The organism is Rhodococcus sp. RS1C4 (assembly GCF_002258225.1).
Classification (GTDB): Bacteria; Actinomycetota; Actinomycetes; order Mycobacteriales; family Mycobacteriaceae; genus Rhodococcoides; species Rhodococcoides fascians_E.
The window spans coordinates 29,225-46,779 of record NZ_NOXZ01000048.1 but is presented as its reverse complement, the minus strand read 5'-3'; the positions used below and the strand labels follow the sequence as shown (position 1 = coordinate 46,779).

The window sequence follows — 17,555 nt, the reverse complement described above, 5'->3', positions numbered from 1 at the left end:
GATCGGCGGACTAATCCCAGCTCAAGCCGCCTCGACGCCATTCGTAGGCGTACGCGACGGCGGCGCTGACGATGAACATGCCCATTGCGAGAAGACCGAAGATGCCGAGCGCGTCGAAGTGAACAGCCCAGGGATAGAGGAAGACGATCTCGATGTCGAAGATGATGAACAGCATGGCCGTCAAGTAGAACTTGACGGGGTATCGACCAGCTCCCATCGGCTGCGCGGTCGGCTCGATTCCGCATTCGTAGGCATCCAACTTGGCGCGGTTGTAGCGCTTGGGCCCGACAACTGCTGCGATGACGACGGACACGAGGGCGAAGGCGACTGCGACAGCGCCCAGGACCAGAATGGGGATGTACTGGTTCAACCTGTGTCGCCTCTCCGTGCCTGCCTTGTGAGCAAATGAGGAGTTCTGCCGACCAAGAGGTCCTTAGCCAACAGAAATTGTGAGCTGAAACACAGCCTACCGGTGCGATGCCCCGACTTGTCTCGGTTTTCGGCCAGTCGGATCGGCGTGTCGGTCGAAAAGTTGATCTTGCGCCGTCACGAGTCGGCGAAGGAAATCAGTTGTGACCGACAGATTTCGACGACGTGCGCAGTAAATCCGTCACTGCCCTCGTCAGAACGAACGGGTCGAGGGGTTGCGACACCGCAGCATCGGCGCCGGACCACTCGGCCAGCCACCTGTCGTCGGGTCGACCGGTGAGAACGACCAGCGGCGGGCAGTGTTCGATCTCGTCCCTCAGCTGTTTGGCGACACCCATCCCGCCGGCCGGCGCTGCCTCTCCGTCGAGGATCGCAAGGTCTATACCGCCTGCGTCGAGGTGATGCACCACCATGGGCTCGCTCGCGACCTCGAGGTATTCGACATCCGGAAGCGATGGATCGGGGCGTCGTCCGATGGACGAGGTGACGTCGGCGCGCGTGTGCGCATTGCTGCTGTAGACGAGGATGCGCAGCGAGGCGGTCACGTGAGCGATGCTACGTCCGAACCATCGCCGTGGGTACGGTTCGGCAGAATTAGGTAAACCTCTGTCCGACAACGAGTCCGTACTCGTCTGTCAATCCTCGTGCGGCCTGATCCAGGCCAGGACGACGGGCTCGGACTGGCCGGGCCAGATGCCGGTCAGGGACGGGCCGGCTGCGGTCGATCGAGTGGTGTCGACGACACGGACGAGGTCGATGCGCGTCGCCCCGGCGGTGATCGTCGTCGAGTCGTCGGAATCGATCGACGACACCGAGTCGAAGGCAGGTACCGGGGTGCCCGGGGTTCCGGTGCCGACGACTCGGGTGGTGACGGCCCGCTTCTCCGGCGGAGCCTCGTAGTCGTACTCCTCGTAGTCGTACACCAGGGCGGCCTCGGTTCCACCGGTCAGGATCGCAGTTACCAGCGCGGTCACGTACACCGGATCGGCCACACCGTCGTACGCCCATCTCGTTCCCAGGACCGAGTGCTCCATCGTCGTCACGAGGGCGTCGTCGGACCCGGGCCACGGTGCGCCGCGGTACGTGAGCGGGACCTGCAGTACTCGGCCGCCGGTCGAGATCAAGAATGTCTCGATCCCGACGGCACCGGCGGGATCGTCGAATCTGTACGCGCCGAGGATGTCGACATCCGTGCTGCTCGTCCACGGACGCGACGGTAGCCAGGCGCGGAGAGCGTCGCGCTTGCTCGGCGTCAACTCTGCGGCGTGAATGATGGCCATGACGTGCACGCTACCTGCATGCCTGCGTTCCATTCAGTATCGATGTGTAACGGTTCGAGTCGTTGGACTGATTAACCATGCAACTCCGGAGCGCGGTGCCGCAGACCCCCGACTAGGCACCGCACCGGAGCCCTGAACCCCGGACGAGCTGCGAGGAAGCCCATGCACGATCATGTGACAGCCCAGTTTCCGCACGGCGACGGGCCCAGCGAGGACGTGTTGAACGAGTTCGGAGTCAGTCGTCAGGCATTCGTCGGCCGACTGCGCGAAATTCTGCTCCGTAATCCTCCCGCGGCACTCGACGACGTCGACGTCGCACGGGTGCTCGCAGCCTGCTCCTGACGGCACTGGCACACGAAGACCCCTCGCGGGCTTACGGTTGATCACGAGTCATCCGGTCAGCGAGAAGGAGTCCGACGTGCCCACCTCCGGAAACGAAGCACTCGACACAGCGAATCTGCGCCCGTCGTTGTGGATCGACGGACGATGGACGGAGTCGTCCGACGGGGGCACCCGGGAGATCGTCGATCCGTCGAACGGACGCGTTGTCGTCGTCGTCGACGAAGCGACGCCCGCGGACGCGCGAGACGCTGTCACGGCGGCGCGTCGAACCTTCGACGACGGCGCCTGGCCGGCAACGGCTGTCTCCGAGCGGGCAGCGCTGCTGAGTACGATCGCGGATCTCCTGCAACGGGACAAGGAGCAACTCGCGCACCTGGAAACCGTCGACACCGGTAAAACGTTGGCCGAGAGCCGAATCGACATCGACGACGTGACATCGGTGTTCCGGTACTACGCGGAACTCGCGGCGGTGCACAGCGACCGGCTCGTCGACGTCGGACGGCCCGAAATTCTCAGCCGCGTCGTACACGAGCCGATCGGTGTGTGCGTCATGATCGCGCCGTGGAACTATCCGCTTCTGCAGATCTCCTGGAAGATCGCACCGGCGCTGGCGGCCGGGTGCACGATGGTGCTCAAGCCCAGCGAAGTGACCCCGCTCAGCACCATCGCGTTCGCCAAACTGGTCGAAGAGGCAGGGGTGCCTGCGGGTGTGGTCAACCTCGTGCAGGGAAGCGGGGCCGTACTCGGTGAGGCGTTGACGACCGATCCGGACGTCGACTTCATCTCGTTCACCGGGGGACTGGCGACGGGCCGAACGATCCTGGCGGCGGCGGCCGCGAACGTGACCAAGGTTGCCGTCGAGCTGGGCGGAAAGAACCCGCACATCGTGTTCGCCGATGCACTCGTCGACGACGACGCGTTCGCGAACTCCGTGGATCATGTGTTGACCGGGGTGTTCCTGCACTCGGGGCAGGTGTGTTCTGCCGGGACCCGGCTGATCATCGAGGAGTCGGTAGCGGACCGATTCGTCGCTGCACTCGCCGAACGCGCGGGCCACATCACGATGGGATCGGGCCTGGACGAGAACTCCGAGACCGGACCGCTCGTGTCGGAGGCGCAGCTGAAGAAGATCGAGGGCTTCGTCGAACTGGGGATTTCCGAAGGTGCCGAGCTCGTCGTCGGCGGCAGACGGCCCGAGGATCCGCGCCTTGCTGCCGGCAGCTTCTTTCTGCCCACGGTGTTCGACAGATGCGATCGCTCGATGAAAATCGTGCAGGACGAGACGTTCGGGCCCATACTCACTGTTGAGCGTTTCACGACCGAGGAGGACGCGTTGCGTCTCGGCAACGACACGAACTACGGTCTCGCGGCGGGTGTCCGAACGTCGGACAGTGCGCGGGGCGAACGTATGGTGCGCGGATTGCGGCACGGAACGGTGTGGCTCAACGACTTCGGCATCTACACTGCTGCGGCCGAATGGGGCGGATTCAAACGATCCGGAAACGGTCGAGAACTGGGCCCGTCCGGATTGTCCGAATATCAAGAAGCCAAGCATATCTGGCACAACACCTCGCCCACGGCGGCCGGGTGGTTCAGCACCCCCTGAGATTCCACGAGTTCTGCCGGACGAAAGGCAGTACGAGTATGACAGTCGATTCCGACAGCGGCATGGACGATTTCGGTTACAAGGAATCGCTCGATCGAAGTCTGGGAAAGTTCGCCAGCTTCGCCGCAGGTGTGAGCTACATATCGATTCTGACCGGCACGTTCCAGCTGTTCTACTTCGGGTTCGGTACGGCCGGGCCCGCCTACCTGTGGTCGTGGCCTGCAGTGTTCGTCGGGCAACTCTGCGTCGCACTGTGTTTCATGGAGCTCGCCGCCAAATATCCGGTCGCGGGATCGGTCTACAACTGGGCCAAGCTCCTGGGGCGGCGCATCGTGGGGTGGTCTGCGGGCTGGTTGATGCTGACGGCGTCGATCGTCACGCTGTCGGCCGTGGTTCTCGCGTTGCAATTGAATCTTCCGCGAATCTGGACCGGTTTCCAGATCATCGGCGACGGCAGCGGAGACAACGATTTCGCGACCAACGCAGTCCTGTTGGGCGCAATCATGATCGCGATCACCACGACCATCAACGCGCTGGGTGTCAAGTTGATGGCAATGATCAACAGTGCCGGTGTGTTCATCGAGTTGATCGCCGCAGTGCTGATCGCCGTCATTCTCGCGGCCAACATCACACGAGGCCCCGAGGTCTTCTTCTCCACCAACGGATACGGAGCAGGTGAGAGCGGCGGCTTCCTTGCCGCGTTCCTCGTCGCATCTCTTGCGTCCGGCTACGTCATGTACGGATTCGACACCGCGTCGTCGCTCGGCGAGGAAACCGTCGAGCCCAGACGGACGGCACCGAAGGCGATTCTGCGCGCCATTCTCGCGTCGTTCGTCATCGGCGGGGCGATTCTCGTGTTCGCGGTGATGGCAGCCCCCGACCTGGAGGATCCCTCGCTCGGCAGCCCCGAGGGAAGTCTTCAGTCGATAGTCGAATCGGTGATGTGGGGTCCCCTCGGCACGGTCTTCCTGATCTGCATCGTCGTCGCCGTCGTCGTCTGCTCACTGGCCGTCCACACCGCAGCGATCCGTCTGACGTTCGCCATGGCACGCGACAACGCATTGCCGTTCGGCGAGAGCCTGGCCAAGGTCAATCCGAAGACCCAGACTCCGGTCGTGCCTGCCGTGACGATCGGCGTGCTGGCCATCGCGATCCTCGTCGTCAACGTCGGTCAGCCGCAGATCTTCACGGTGCTGACGTCGATCGCGATCATCATGATCTACCTCGCGTATCTGATGGTGACCGGTCCGCTGCTCGTCAAGCGGTTCAAAGGAGAATGGCCACCGAAGGACCTGAAACCCGGCGGCTACTTCACGATGGGCAGAGCCGGCCTGATCGTCAATCTGGTCGCCGTCGTCTGGGGAGCAGGCATGGCCTTGAATCTGGCGTGGCCGCGCGTCGCGGTGTACGGCAGTCCCTGGTACAACACGTGGGGTGCGTTCGTCTACATCGGTGTGATTCTGGTGCTGGGTCTGGCCTGGTACGGAACGACGGGTCGTCGCCACATCGGTACGTTGAAGTCACATGCATCCACCGGTGAGGAGAGGAGTCCGTCGTGACGGACGCGGCATTCGATTACGTCATCGCAGGAGGCGGTACCGCAGGGTGTGTTCTCGCAGCGAGACTGAGCGAGGATCCGTCCGTGACCGTGTGCCTCGTCGAGGCTGGTCCGTCCGATGTGGGCGACGACAGCATTCTCGACCTGTCGCAGTGGATGCACCTGTTGGATTCCGGTTACGACTGGGACTATCCCGTCGAACCACAGGAGCGGGGCAACAGTTTCATGCGCCATGCCCGGGCGAAAGTGCTCGGAGGGTGTTCGTCGCACAACTCCTGCATCGCATTTCACCCGCCCGCGCAGACGCTGGACGACTGGGAAGCCGCGGGCGCAACGGGGTGGGGAGCGAAGGACGTGCTGCCGTTGGTGGCGCGAGTGGAGAACAACGACACCGGACGCGGTCACGACGGGCCCGTGCGCATCCGCGACATTCCTCCCGTGGATCCCTGCGGGACAGCGGTTCTGGAGTCCGCTGCCGAGGTCGGTCTGCCCACCGTGCAGTTCAACCGCGGTGACACCGTCATCGACGGTGCCGGGTGGTTTCAGATCAACGCAGGCGAGGACGGCACGCGCATGTCCACCTCACACGCGTATCTGCATCCGATTCTGGACTCACGCCCCAATCTCGAGGTTCGGACTCACAGCTGGATCAGCGAGATTCTGATCGACGACGCACTCACCGCAACCGGGATCCGCTGCCAACGACCTGATCTGACGGGGTACGACACGATCACCGCGCGCCGCGAAGTCATTGTCACAGCAGGCGCGATCGACACACCGAAACTGCTCATGTTGTCCGGCATCGGACCCGCGGATCATCTGCGCTCCATGGGAATCGATGTGCGAGTCGACTCGCCCGGTGTCGGTGAAAATCTCGACGACCACGTCGAAGGCCTCGTCTTCTGGGAAGCGTCACGGCCCATGGTGACGACGTCCTCGCAGTGGTGGGAAATCGGTATCTTCGCCGCGACCGAACCGAACCTCGACTACCCCGACGTCATGATGCACTACGGCAGCGTCCCGTTCGACATGAACACCCTCCGCTGGGGATACCCGACGACCGACAACGGATTCTGTCTGACTCCCAACGTGACTCAGGGCCGGTCGCGGGGCACGGTACGCCTACGGAGCCGTGACTTCCGGGACCGCGCGAAAGTGGACCCCCGATACTTCACCGACCCGGACGGACACGACGACGCAGTCATGCTCGCCGGCCTGAAGCTGGCGAGGAAGATCGCCGCGCGAGGGCCGCTGTCGTCCTGGATCGAACGTGAACTCGCTCCAGGACCCGACGCCGTGACCGACGACGACCTGCTCGAGTACGTGCACAAGACACACAACACCGTCTATCACCCGGCGGGCACCGCACGGATGGGGTCCGCCGCAGACGTCACGGCGGTGCTCGACCCGGAATTGAGGGTCAAGGGCGTACGCAACCTGCGTGTGGTGGATGCATCGGCGATGCCCAAGTTGCCCTCGGTCAACCCGAACATCACCGTCATGACCATGGCAGAGAAATGCGCGGACCTGATCCGTGGACGACACAGCTGACTTCCTCGCCCGCTACCCTCCGTTCCGGACCGCGACGCCCGGAGAATTGGGCGCGCTGAGCGCCGAGGCCCGGAGCGTCGAGTACCCCACCGGGGCAATCATTCTCGACGTCGACATGCGCGACGTCGATTCGGTGTGGGTGGTCCGACGCGGTCGGGTCGTCATTCTGCAGCCGGACGACACGGCGCTCACGGCCGTTCCCGTCGACACGGTCGACGTCGGCGGTGTGTTCGGGTTCTCGGCCATGTTGACCGGATCGACGTTCGGCTTCGTCGCTCGTACGACGGAACCGAGCGTCGTCGTCCAGCTGCCCGGGACGCTCATGCGCCCGCTGTTCTCCGAACCCGCGGGCCTGGCGTTCCTTGCCGAGGCGGTGACCACCGCCACTGCGGCTGTGGCTGGTCCGACCGACCGAACCACACGCAGAACCGTCGGCGACCTGGTGTCCGGTCCAGCGATCGTCGTCGATGCGGACACCACGGTTCGCGACGCAGTGCGGGCCATGACCGAACGCGGGGCATCGTGCGTACTGGTGCAGCTGGGCCGTGGCCGCTACGGGATCTTCACCGACCGCGATCTCCGCATCCGAGTCGTCGCCGCCGACATCGGCGTCGACACACCGATCTGCGCCGTCATGACCGCACCTGCCGAGACCGTCACCGCCGACCGATTAGCTGCCACCGTGCTGGTGGACATGCTGGATCGAGGTCTGCGGCACATGCCGGTGCTGTCGGGGCGAGGCGAGATGATCGGCGTCATCGAGGACTCCGAACTGCATGCGGCGTCGACCCGGCGGAGCTTCGTGCTGCGACGATCGGTTGCGCTTGCCACGACCACGGGCGAGCTGATCGACGCTGCTCGGAGAATTCCCGGTCTCGCGATCGACCTGTTCCGTGGTGGGACGGAACCGACTGCGGTGAGCGCCATCCTCTCGGTCGTCCTGGACAGCGTCGTCCGACGCGCGCTCGAGCTCGAGCGGGGAACAGACCCCGAAGTTCCGCGGTCCGACGTCGCATGGTTGACGCTCGGCAGCGTCGCACGTCGGGAAGCGATGCCGTCCTCGGACGTGGACAGCGCCCTGTCCTGGTCCGATCTACTGCCCGATCCGTCGGGCGGAGGGCGAACCCGGGACACCGCGCTGATGGACCTCGCTGCGCGAGTGCATCTGACCCTTGCCGCATGCGGTCTACCGGCCGACTCGAACGGTGCAGTGGCGAGCTCGCCGAGGTTTGCGAGATCGGCGACCCAATGGCAATCCGCGGCGGGACACTGGCTGAGCAACCCCTTCGGTGACCGGGGCAATCCGTCGTCGGATTCGGGCCTGATCATGTCGTCTCTACTCGTCGACGGGCGAGTGGTGTGGGGAAATCCCGAACTGCACACGGTGCCCGACGTGTACCGCACGATGGCCGCGGATCATCCCGACGCGCTTCGACTTCAACTGCGCGACGCACTGGCCGGGCGTGCCCGGCTTCGATCGCTGCGTGACGTACTGGCACGACGAGGCGGCACGTTCGATCTCAAGGCTCACGCGATCACGCCGATCGTCAATCTTGCGCGGTGGGGCGGCCTGTCCGTCGGGCTGGCCTCCGCGTCCACCCCGGCGAGACTGGCGGCGGCGTCGGGAAACGGGTTTCTGGCCGATCGCGACGTCGACATTCTGACCGAGGTGTTCACTCTGTTGCAGCGCCTGCGGCTGGGACATCAGATCGAACAGCTCGAAGCAGGCCTTGCGCCGGGAGACGTACTCGTCATGGGAGAGCTCTCCGCGATCGAACGTAGTGTGCTCGGAGACGGCGTCCGCGAGATCGCAGCGGTTCAGCGACGTGTGGGATATCTCGCGAGCAACGTCGGCGTGCGTCCGTGACGTCGAGATAGCAGACTGGGCGCGTGACCGACGACGCTGACACACCTTCGACCGCCGAACACTCACGCCTTGCCGAATCGCCCGGTGTGTCGGGCCCGTGGCGCCAGTGGGGTCCCTACCTGGCGGGACGACAGTGGGGGACGGTGCGCGAGGACTACTCGGCCGACGGCGATGCGTGGCAGTCGTTCCCCTTCGACCAGGCGCACGCCCGGGCCTACCGCTGGGGCGAGGACGGATTGGGCGGAATCAGCGACCGCTTCGGCTTTCTCAACTTCGCCTTCGCATTGTGGAACCGCAAGGACCCGATTCTCAAGGAGCGGCTGTTCGGGCTGACCAACGGCGAGGGGAACCACGGCGAGGACGCCAAGGAGTACTGGTGGGTCGTCGACGGCACTCCGACCCATAGTTGGATGCAGTGGCTCTACCGTTATCCGCACGCGGAATATCCGTACCGGCAGTTGCGTGAGGAGAACGCGGCGCGCGGGCGAGACGAACGCGAATACGAACTGTCCGACACCGGAATTCTGGACGGCAACCGCTTTTTCGACGTCCAGGTGACCTACGCCAAGGCGTCGCCGGACGACATGTGCATCGTCATCTCGATCACCAATCACGGACCGGACGCGGCGTCGGTCGACTTGCTTCCCCATCTGTGGCTACGCAACACCTGGGCGTGGGGCCGCGACGACAGGGCCGGGATGCTCCGGGCCGTCGAAGCGCCGGAACTGCAGGTCGGTGGGGTGACTGCCGTCGAGGCCGAGCACGGATTCCTCGGCAAGTACTATCTGAGCGCCGAGGGCCACCCCGAAGTCCTGTTCTGCGACAACGAAACCAACGCGGCCGAACTGTGGGGTCAGGAGAACCGCTCCGCGTTCAGCAAGGACGGAATCGGCCGACGTGTCGTCGGTGGTGACGTGGAGGCGGTCAACCCGGAGAAGTCCGGCACGAAGTCGGCGTTCTGGTTCTCGTTCGACGACATCGCATCCGGTGCGACGGTGGAGGTCAAGCTCCGACTCTCGACGAGGATTCCCGACGAGCAGACATTCGGACGCGGATTCGACGCCGTCGTGGCGGACCGACGTGCCGAGGCGGACGAGTTCTACTCCACCGTCATCGGACCCGAACTCGACGAGCAGGATCGGCACGTGGCGAGACGCGCCTACGCGGGTCTGCTGTGGACCAAGCAGCTCTACCGCTACGACGTCGAACAATGGCTCGAAGGCGACCGGGTGGGCGAGCCTGCACCGGAATCGCGTCGGGGTCCCGGTGGTCGCAACACTCATTGGCGTCACCTTGCTCTCGCCGACGTCATCTCGATGCCCGACGAGTGGGAGTATCCGTGGTTCGCCGCGTGGGACCTTGCGTTCCACACGATTCCGCTCGCGCACGTCGACCCGGATTTCGCGAAGGAACAACTCGTGCTCATGTGCCGCGAGTGGTCCATGCATCCCAACGGCCAACTGCCCGCCTACGAATGGGAGTTCGGTGACGTCAACCCGCCGGTACATGCATGGGCAGCGTGGCACGTCTATCGGATCGACGGTTACCGGGACCGTGAGTTCCTGGTTCGCGTGTTCACCAAGTTGCTGCTGAACTTCGCCTGGTGGGTCAACCGCAAGGACTCCGAGGGATCGAACATCTTCGAGGGCGGGTTTCTCGGGATGGACAACATCGGGTTGTTCAATCGATCCGCACCTCTTCCGCCGGGGTTCCGGCTCGAGCAATCCGATGCCACCAGTTGGATGGCGTTCTACTGCCAGCAGATGTTCAAGATCGCGTTGGAGCTCGCGCGGCACGACAGTGCCTGGGACGACGTGGCGACCAAGTTCTTCGCGCACTTCCTGTCGATTGCGAAAGCTGTGAAATCGTTCGGATCGCAGCATATTTCGCTGTGGCACGAGGAAGACGGATTCTTCTACGACGTCCTCGTTCCGCCCGAGGGTGACGCTGTCCCGCTGCGCGTGAGATCGATGGTGGGCCTTCTGCCGATCCTGGGGGCGACGGAGATTCCGTCGTGGGTGGAGGACGAGTGCCCGGACCTGACGGCGCGGCTCCGGTGGGTGCAGCGACGCAGGCCGGAGATGATCAGTCCTCTGCTCGCACGCAAGGACGGAGACGAAGTACGGGTGCTGCTCTCGCTCGTCGAACCGGAGCGTCTCAAGCGTGTGCTGGCCAGAATGTTCGATTCCGAGGAGTTCCTGTCGCGGTTCGGCATACGTTCACTGTCTGCTTCCTACCGCGACGGAGTCACGTACGAGATCGACGGCCGGAGCCTGTCGATCGAGTACGAGCCGGGGGAGTCCCGCACCGGGATGTTCGGCGGCAACTCGAACTGGCGCGGGCCCATCTGGTTCCCGGTCAACGTCCTGCTGGCCGACAAGTTGCGGGCGTACGGACGGCACTACGGCGACTCCTTCGCCATCGAGATTCCCACCGGGTCGGGGAACCACTGCACCCTGACCGACGCCGCGGATCTCATCGACAACGGTCTGGCTGCTCTGTTCCGGCCCGTCGACGGGAAACGACCGGCCGACGGGGATCGCATCGAGTCCAGTGACGACCCTCTGTGGAGTGTGCACCCGACGTTCAACGAGTATTTCGACGGCGACACCGGGGAGGGGCTCGGAGCGTCCCACCAGACCGGCTGGACCGGATTGGTCGCGCACCTGCTGCGGCCCCGCCTTCCCCTGTGAGTACTCGAGTAGGGCAGGGCGCGCATTTCCGCTCACCTAGAGTGTGGGAATGAAGATCCGCGGCGCAGTTCTCGAGGAAATCGGACGACCACGGCCATTCGCCGAGTCGAAGCCCATCTCCATCTCCGAGCTGGATCTGGCTCCACCGGGTCCGGGGGAAGTGCTCGTGCGGATCGAAGCAGCCGGGCTCTGCCACTCGGACCTGTCCGTCGTCGACGGCAACCGAGTTCGCCCGGTACCGATGCTGCTCGGCCACGAGGCCGCGGGCCGAGTCGAGACCGTCGGGGACGGTGTCGACGATCTGCCCGTCGGGACCCGAGTGGTCATGACGTTTCTGCCGCGATGCGGAGATTGCGCAGGATGTCTGACCGACGGCCAGATGCCCTGCATCCCGGGCAGTGCCGCCAACAACGCCGGCACCCTGCTGGGCGGTGGAGCCAGGTTGGACCGAGCCGGGTCGGAGGTGAAACACCACCTCGGCGTCTCCGGCTTCGCGACCCACGCCGTCGTCAGTCGCAAGTCCGTCGTCGCTGTCGACGACGACATCCCGGCCGATGTCGCGGCAGTGCTCGGCTGCGCGGTACTCACCGGAGGAGGGGCGGTGCTCAACGCCGGCCGACCGCGGCCGGGGCAATCGGTGATGGTGATCGGGCTCGGCGGCGTCGGAATGGCCTCGATCCTGACCGCCGTGTCGGTGGGGGCAGGTGAGGTGATCGGCGTCGACGGTGTGCCGGACAAACTGGCCGTCGCCCGTGAACTCGGTGCAACACAGACGTTCTCGCCCGCAGAGCGAGAAGAACGCGGCGTCAAGGCCGACATCGTGATCGAGGCGGCCGGCAACGCGCGTGCATTCGAAGCCGCGGTAGCGGCGACGGCTCCCGGCGGTACGACGGTCACCGTCGGACTACCCGCGCCCGACGCCCGGTCGTCGATCTCCCCGTTGGGTCTCGTCGCCGAAGCACGCACGATCATCGGCAGTTACCTGGGCTCGGCGGTGCCGTCGCGGGACATCCCGCTCTACGCCCAGATGTGGCGCGAGGGACGGCTTCCGGTGGAGAAGCTCATCAGCTCACGGATCGGGCTGGCCGACGTCAATCGCGGAATGGACGAGTTGGCCGACGGCAAAGCCATCCGTCAGGTGATCACGTTCTGAACGGCGGTTGCCACCCACCGGCCGCTTCGACGGTCGATCTCGATGGGGTGATCGAAGCACGCGCTGATGTTGGCTGTGGTGATCACCTCGTCGACGGCCCCGCTCGCCGTGATCCGACCGTCCCGGATGAGGACGGCATGCGTCGTCGACGTCGGGATCTCCTCCAGATGGTGCGTCACCAGAATGCTTGCGAGCGAGGGGTGTTGGCGTCGCAAACTGTCGACCGCGGTCAGAAGCTGTTCGCGTGCAGCGAGGTCGAGTCCGGTGGCGGGTTCGTCGAGCAGTAACAGCGCGGGGTCGGCCAGTAGTGCGCGTGCGATGAGTGCGCGTCCCCGCTCGCCTTGAGAGAGCGTGTACCACGGTGACGAGGATCGGTTCTCGACGCCGAGGGACTCGATCAGGCCTTGCGCGCGCGACATCTCGCCGTCCGACGGCGACCATCGGGGGATCAGATCCGGAGTGTTCGTCAGCCCGGTGAGCACGGCCTGTATCAGTGTCAGTGACGGTTCCATGTTCAGACGCGGGTCGACGTGGCCTATGTGCGTGCGGAGTTCGCGCATGTCCACCCGACCCAGCCGATGCCCGAGGACGTGCACGGTGCCGTGCGTGGGATGAACGAACGCCCCGAGAAGGCTCAACAACGTGCTTTTACCTGCGCCGTTCGCGCCGAGCAATACCCAGTGCTCGCCTTCGGCGATGCTGACGGACGCGTCGCGCAGCAGGAAGCGACCGTTTCGAACCAGGTCGACGTGATCCGCTCGGAGAACGGCACCGGTTTCGTCACTCACCTTCAGGACGCTAGCGCCGTCGGTCGGACCCGGTGTGATCGGCCCCCGGGGTGTGATGTTTGACTCACCCAAGTCAGTGGAAAGTTGTACTAGTTGCCACCGAACAAGGGATCTCGATGACTCTCGCGATACTCGAACGATCACGCATCGTTGCCACCCCGGAATGGAGCCGATGGCTCATCCCACCCGCAGCACTGTCGATCCATCTGGCGATCGGATCCGCATACGCGTGGAGCGTCTTCAAGAACGCCATCTCCGCACCCACCGCCATGGATCTCAGCGGCACGGTCACGGCCATACCGTTCCAGCTCGCCATCGTCATGCTCGGTCTGTCCGCAGCCGTTTTCGGCACCAGGGTGGAGAAGAACGGGCCCCGCTGGGCGATGACCGTGTCCCTGATCTTCTTCGTGAGCGGACTGTTGCTGTCCGCCTTGGGAATGAGCCTCGACCAGTTCTGGCTGGTGATCTTCGGGTACGGGTTCGTCGGCGGCATCGGACTCGGCATCGGGTACATCTCGCCGGTCTCGACGCTGATCAAATGGTTCCCGGACCGGCCAGGGATGGCGACGGGTATCGCGATCATGGGCTTCGGTGGCGGTGCCCTCATCGCGTCACCGTTGACCACCCAGTTGCTTTCGGGCTTCGGTGGTTTCACCGACGCGTCGATCGCACAGACGTTCCTGGTGCTGGCCGTCGGCTACGCCGTGTTCATGGCGCTGGGGGTCGTCCTGATCAGAGTGCCGGCCGACGACTGGAAACCCGCAGGCTGGAACCCCTCGGCGTCGTCTCCGTTGGTCGCGACTCACAACGTGTCGGCGGCGAACGCGGTCAAAACGCCTCAGTTCTGGCTGCTGTGGATCGTGCTGTGTTTCAACGTGACCGCGGGAATCGGCATTCTGGAGCGCGCGTCGGGGATCTACCAGGACTTCTTTCCCGACGCCACCTCCCCGGAATCACTTGCGGCTGCTGCAGCCGGTTTCGTGGCCTTCCTGTCGCTGACCAACATGATCGGACGGTTCGTGTGGTCGTCCGTGTCCGACCTGGTCGGCCGCAAGAACATCTACCGCCTCTACCTCGGCGTCGGCGCGCTGCTGTATCTCTACATCGCACTGTTCACCAACTCCAACAAGGTCCTGTTTCTCGTCTCGGCGCTGCTCATTCTGTCCTTCTACGGCGCGGGATTCGCGACGATGCCCGCGTATCTGAAAGACATGTTCGGCACCTACCAGGTCGGCGCCATCCACGGTCGGTTGCTGACGGCGTGGTCGGTCGCAGGTGTCCTCGGTCCGCTGATCGTCAACGCCATCGCCGACGCCGGAGAGGACGGTCAGGTCGGCCGCTACCTACCGGCGTTCTACGTGATGATCGCCCTGCTCGCCATCGGATTCGTCGCGAACGAACTGATCAAGCCCGTGAACTCGAAGTACCACGAACCGGAGGTCGACGCATGAACTCGACACGTCAGCACACCGTCATGATCGTGGCCTGGCTGTGGGTGACCGTGCCGTTCGTCTACGGGCTCTACGAGCTGATCCTCAAAGCCAAGAATCTCTTCGGCAGCTGAGTGGTCTGCGTTCGCAGGTCGTCAGTAGGCTTCACACGACCAATCGTGTCGGTGAGAAGAGAGTGGAGCAGACGTGAGTTCAGAAGCACCTATCCGAGTCGGCGTACTGGGTGCCCGCGGCAAGGTGGGCCAGGCGATCTGCGCCGCTGTCGAGGCTGCGTCGGACCTCGACCTGGTCGCGACCGTCGACGCCGGTGACCCGCTCTCGCTGTTCGTCGACTCGGCCACCCAGGTGGTCGTCGACTTCACTCATCCCGACGTCGTCATGCCCAACCTGCAGTTCCTCGTGGAGAACGGAATCCACGCCGTCGTCGGAACGACCGGGTTCGACGAGGAACGGCTCGCGTCGGTGACGGAGTGGCTGGGGTCCTCGCCTCGGACCGGTGTGCTGATCGCCCCCAACTTCGCCATCGGAGCAGTCCTTACCATGCGCTTCGCGGAGCAGGCCGCACGCTTCTTCGACTCGGTCGAGGTCATCGAGCTGCACCACCCGAACAAGGCCGATGCGCCCTCGGGAACCGCCTATCGCACTGCGGAACTCATCGCGAAAGCACGCGCGAAGGCAGGGACCCCGAAGAGCCCCGATGCCACCACGGTGGAGTTCGACGGTGCCCGCGGCGCCGAGGTGGACGGAGTTCGCGTCCACTCGATCAGGCTCGCCGGTCTGGTCGCGCATCAGGAAGTTCTGCTCGGCACCCTCGGCGAGACACTGACGATCCGTCACGACTCGCTCGATCGCACGTCGTTCGCGCCGGGCGTCCTGCTGGGGGTCCGCGAGATCGCCGGACGGCCGGGGCTGACCGTCGGACTCGATTCCTTCCTCGATCTGTAAGACCATGAACAAAGCGACGAAAGTCCTGCTGACCATCGGCGTGATGGTGTTGATTCTCGGGTTCTACTTCTACCTTCTCGGAACCCGCGGAATCTCCCTCGTCCAGACGGGCGGACCGGTCAACATCGGGCTCGGCATCGGAGTGCTCCTCCTCCCGATCATCGGCGTCTGGATCGTCGGGGCAACCCTCAAAGCCGGATTCGACCATCAGCACCTGGCGCAACGCGTCGACGACGAGGGCCTCGAACTGGACGTGACGGACCTGCCGCGCATGCCCTCGGGCAGGATCTCCCGGGAGGCAGCGGACGAGCTGTTCCAGACGATCAAGGCCGAATGGGAAAAGGACCCGGACAACTGGCGTAACTCCTACCGACTGGCGAGGGCGTACGACTACGCGGGGGACCGAGGTCGGGCGCGCGAGACCATGAAGCGAGCTGTCGCGCTCGAGCGCCAGGAATCCTCGTCATGACGGCGACCCCGAACTGATGGCAACCCTCCTCGTCGTGCACCACACGCCGTCGCCGCCGACGCGGGAGCTGCTCGAGGCCGTCCTCGCCGGTGCAGCCGACCCCGCCATCGAGAATGTCACCACCCGGGTCGTGCCCGCGTTGGCAGCAACAGTGCCGGATGTTCTCGCAGCCGACGGATTCCTCTTCGGAACACCGGCGAATCTGGGATACATGTCGGGGGCGCTCAAACACTTCTTCGACACCACCTACTACCCGTGCCTGGGCGCAGTTGCCGGTCGGCCCTACGGGCTGTGGGTCCACGGCAACAACGACACGGCCGGTGCCACTTCCGCTGTCGAGAAGATCGCGACCGGATGGAGTCTGGAGAAGGTCACCCAACCGCTCCGGATCACCTCGGTGGACAGAACTGCGCGGGAGAAGTGTTACGAACTCGGCGCAACCGTGGCCGCGACTCTGATGAACTGACTGGGTCTTTCGCCTAGTCTGGCACGCGTGACCGGTGACCGATATGCGAGGTTCCTGCCCGAGAAGTATCGGCCGAACGAACAGCCGGTCTCGACGAGATGGCAGTGGCGCGACTCCGACGTTCACATCGTCCGTGCCGGCGACGCGCACGCGCCGCTGAAGGTACTCGCCGTCCACGGCGCGGGCGGACATTCCGGTGCGCTGTGGCCGTTCGCGGCGCTGGCGGCAACCCGGGGAGCGGAAGTGTTGTTTCCCGACATGCCGTTGTACGGCCGCACCGCAGTCCCGGATCCGGGAAGCGTCACGTACGAGGACTGGATCGACATGATGTGCGATCTCGTCCTGGCGGAACGACGACGAGATCCGAGGCCGCTGGTGCTGTTCGGCGCCAGCATGGGCGGCATGCTGGCCTACGAGGTCGCCGCGCGTACCGGCGAGGTCGCCGATGTCGTCGCGACGTGTCTGCTCGACCCGTCCGACCCACAGGCGCGTTCGGCGGCAGCGCGGTTCGGTTTCCTCGGCGGACCGTCACCGGCGCTGCTGAAGCTCGGCGCTCGGCTGTCCCGCCGTACGAGGCTACCGATCCGATGGTTGATCGACATCGACAACATGAGCGCCGATCCGGAGTTGTCGGCGCTGTGCGCATCCGATCCGTTGGGTGGGGGAGTGTCGGTACCCCTCGGCTTTCTGAGCAGCTTCTTCTCGTTCGAGCACACGCCGCCGCAGACGTACCGCGGTCCCCGGGTGACACTGGTCCATCCCGCCGAGGATCGGTGGACTCCGCCGGAGATCAGTGTTCGATTCCTCGAGCGCATCGCCGCCGACACGACTCTGGTGTACCTCGACGGATGCGGGCACTTTCCGATCGAGGAACCAGGCCTGTCGCAGCTCGTGTCGACGATGGAGGACCTCGCCCGGACGCACGGCTGGCGGAGCTGACCGATCTGTCGGACCTTC

General features: G+C 64.7%; 17 protein-coding genes. 13 read left to right on the top strand and 4 right to left on the bottom strand.

What is annotated here, in order from left to right:
* Positions 1–10: 10 nt before the first annotated feature.
* From CH289_RS24065 to CH289_RS24055, 3 genes are all read right to left on the bottom strand, one after another.
* Positions 11–370, bottom strand: coding sequence for an NADH-quinone oxidoreductase subunit A (locus CH289_RS24065; protein ID WP_094728753.1), 360 nt, complete (start codon positions 368–370; stop codon positions 11–13).
* A gap of 196 nt (positions 371–566) precedes the next feature.
* Positions 567–974 carry an Rv3143 family two-component system response regulator gene (locus tag CH289_RS24060; protein WP_020110236.1) on the bottom strand — a complete coding sequence of 136 codons (408 nt, stop codon included), beginning with the start codon at positions 972–974 and terminating at the stop codon, positions 567–569.
* 90 nt (positions 975–1,064) lie between these two features.
* Positions 1,065–1,709 (bottom strand): CG0192-related protein, encoded by a 645-nt coding sequence (locus CH289_RS24055; protein WP_176458844.1) that lies wholly within the window; start codon positions 1,707–1,709, stop codon positions 1,065–1,067.
* Positions 1,710–1,871: 162 nt separating this feature from the next.
* Here CH289_RS24055 and CH289_RS24050 point away from each other — a divergent pair, with 162 nt between their 5' ends.
* The 7 genes from CH289_RS24050 (at position 1,872) to CH289_RS24020 (ending at position 12,479) form a co-directional block, all read left to right on the top strand.
* On the top strand, positions 1,872–2,051 hold the full coding sequence (locus CH289_RS24050; protein ID WP_019664147.1) for a hypothetical protein: 180 nt from the start codon (positions 1,872–1,874) through the stop codon (positions 2,049–2,051).
* Between the two features lie 76 nt (positions 2,052–2,127).
* Positions 2,128–3,657 (top strand): aldehyde dehydrogenase family protein, encoded by a 1,530-nt coding sequence (locus CH289_RS24045; protein ID WP_179276867.1) that lies wholly within the window; start codon positions 2,128–2,130, stop codon positions 3,655–3,657.
* 38 nt (positions 3,658–3,695) lie between these two features.
* Complete coding sequence (locus tag CH289_RS24040; RefSeq protein ID WP_019664145.1) at positions 3,696–5,216, top strand: APC family permease; 1,521 nt, start codon at positions 3,696–3,698, stop codon at positions 5,214–5,216.
* Positions 5,213–6,766 carry a GMC family oxidoreductase gene (locus CH289_RS24035; RefSeq protein ID WP_020110231.1) on the top strand — a complete coding sequence of 518 codons (1,554 nt, stop codon included), beginning with the start codon at positions 5,213–5,215 and terminating at the stop codon, positions 6,764–6,766. Before CH289_RS24040 ends, CH289_RS24035 begins: the two co-directional genes overlap by 4 nt.
* Entirely contained in the window at positions 6,750–8,633 is a 1,884-nt protein-coding gene (locus tag CH289_RS24030; RefSeq protein ID WP_037181422.1) for a putative nucleotidyltransferase substrate binding domain-containing protein, read from the top strand. Before CH289_RS24035 ends, CH289_RS24030 begins: the two co-directional genes overlap by 17 nt.
* A 23-nt stretch (positions 8,634–8,656) precedes the next feature.
* Complete coding sequence (locus tag CH289_RS24025) at positions 8,657–11,326, top strand: MGH1-like glycoside hydrolase domain-containing protein (protein ID WP_094728749.1); 2,670 nt, start codon at positions 8,657–8,659, stop codon at positions 11,324–11,326.
* Between the two features lie 49 nt (positions 11,327–11,375).
* Positions 11,376–12,479: an alcohol dehydrogenase catalytic domain-containing protein gene (locus tag CH289_RS24020; protein WP_033189729.1), complete on the top strand. Its 1,104-nt coding sequence runs from the start codon at positions 11,376–11,378 to the stop codon at positions 12,477–12,479.
* On the opposite strand, the gene CH289_RS24015 is transcribed toward CH289_RS24020, so the two are convergent.
* Entirely contained in the window at positions 12,461–13,267 is an 807-nt protein-coding gene (locus tag CH289_RS24015) for an ABC transporter ATP-binding protein (protein WP_033189624.1), read from the bottom strand. The genes CH289_RS24020 and CH289_RS24015 overlap by 19 nt on opposite strands.
* Before the next feature lie 116 nt (positions 13,268–13,383).
* Between CH289_RS24015 and CH289_RS24010 the strand changes: the two genes are divergently transcribed.
* The 6 genes from CH289_RS24010 to CH289_RS23990 all read left to right on the top strand — a co-directional run bounded on the left by CH289_RS24010 (position 13,384) and on the right by CH289_RS23990 (position 17,537).
* Positions 13,384–14,718 carry an OFA family MFS transporter gene (locus tag CH289_RS24010; RefSeq protein ID WP_019664139.1) on the top strand — a complete coding sequence of 445 codons (1,335 nt, stop codon included), beginning with the start codon at positions 13,384–13,386 and terminating at the stop codon, positions 14,716–14,718.
* A complete protein-coding gene (locus tag CH289_RS29070; protein WP_019664138.1) occupies positions 14,715–14,831 on the top strand; it encodes an MFS transporter small subunit in 117 nt (38 codons plus the stop codon). The genes CH289_RS24010 and CH289_RS29070 overlap by 4 nt, the downstream gene beginning before the upstream one ends.
* Before the next feature lie 73 nt (positions 14,832–14,904).
* Positions 14,905–15,663 carry a 4-hydroxy-tetrahydrodipicolinate reductase gene (gene dapB, locus CH289_RS24005; protein ID WP_212669368.1) on the top strand — a complete coding sequence of 253 codons (759 nt, stop codon included), beginning with the start codon at positions 14,905–14,907 and terminating at the stop codon, positions 15,661–15,663.
* Between the two features lie 4 nt (positions 15,664–15,667).
* Complete coding sequence (locus CH289_RS24000) at positions 15,668–16,132, top strand: hypothetical protein (RefSeq protein WP_020110224.1); 465 nt, start codon at positions 15,668–15,670, stop codon at positions 16,130–16,132.
* Positions 16,133–16,148: 16 nt separating this feature from the next.
* The gene (locus CH289_RS23995) at positions 16,149–16,598 is read left to right on the top strand and encodes a flavodoxin family protein (protein ID WP_094728747.1); all 450 of its coding nucleotides are present in this window, start codon (positions 16,149–16,151) and stop codon (positions 16,596–16,598) included.
* A 27-nt stretch (positions 16,599–16,625) separates the two neighbouring features.
* The gene (locus tag CH289_RS23990) at positions 16,626–17,537 is read left to right on the top strand and encodes an alpha/beta hydrolase (RefSeq protein WP_094728745.1); all 912 of its coding nucleotides are present in this window, start codon (positions 16,626–16,628) and stop codon (positions 17,535–17,537) included.
* The last annotated feature ends 18 nt before the right edge of the window (positions 17,538–17,555 follow it).

Bases quoted from the DNA above. Each gene is read 5' to 3' on its own strand.
- CH289_RS24055 (WP_176458844.1), bottom strand. From the start codon at position 1,709: ATGGCCATCATTCACGCCGCAGAGTTGACGCCGAGCAAGCGCGACGCT.
- CH289_RS24050 (WP_019664147.1), top strand. From the start codon at position 1,872: ATGCACGATCATGTGACAGCCCAGTTTCCGCACGGCGACGGGCCCAGC.
- CH289_RS24040 (WP_019664145.1), top strand. From the start codon at position 3,696: ATGACAGTCGATTCCGACAGCGGCATGGACGATTTCGGTTACAAGGAA.
- CH289_RS24020 (WP_033189729.1), top strand. From the start codon at position 11,376: ATGAAGATCCGCGGCGCAGTTCTCGAGGAAATCGGACGACCACGGCCA.
- CH289_RS24010 (WP_019664139.1), top strand. From the start codon at position 13,384: ATGACTCTCGCGATACTCGAACGATCACGCATCGTTGCCACCCCGGAA.
- CH289_RS29070 (WP_019664138.1), top strand. From the start codon at position 14,715: ATGAACTCGACACGTCAGCACACCGTCATGATCGTGGCCTGGCTGTGG.
- CH289_RS24000 (WP_020110224.1), top strand. From the start codon at position 15,668: ATGAACAAAGCGACGAAAGTCCTGCTGACCATCGGCGTGATGGTGTTG.
- CH289_RS23995 (WP_094728747.1), top strand. From the start codon at position 16,149: ATGGCAACCCTCCTCGTCGTGCACCACACGCCGTCGCCGCCGACGCGG.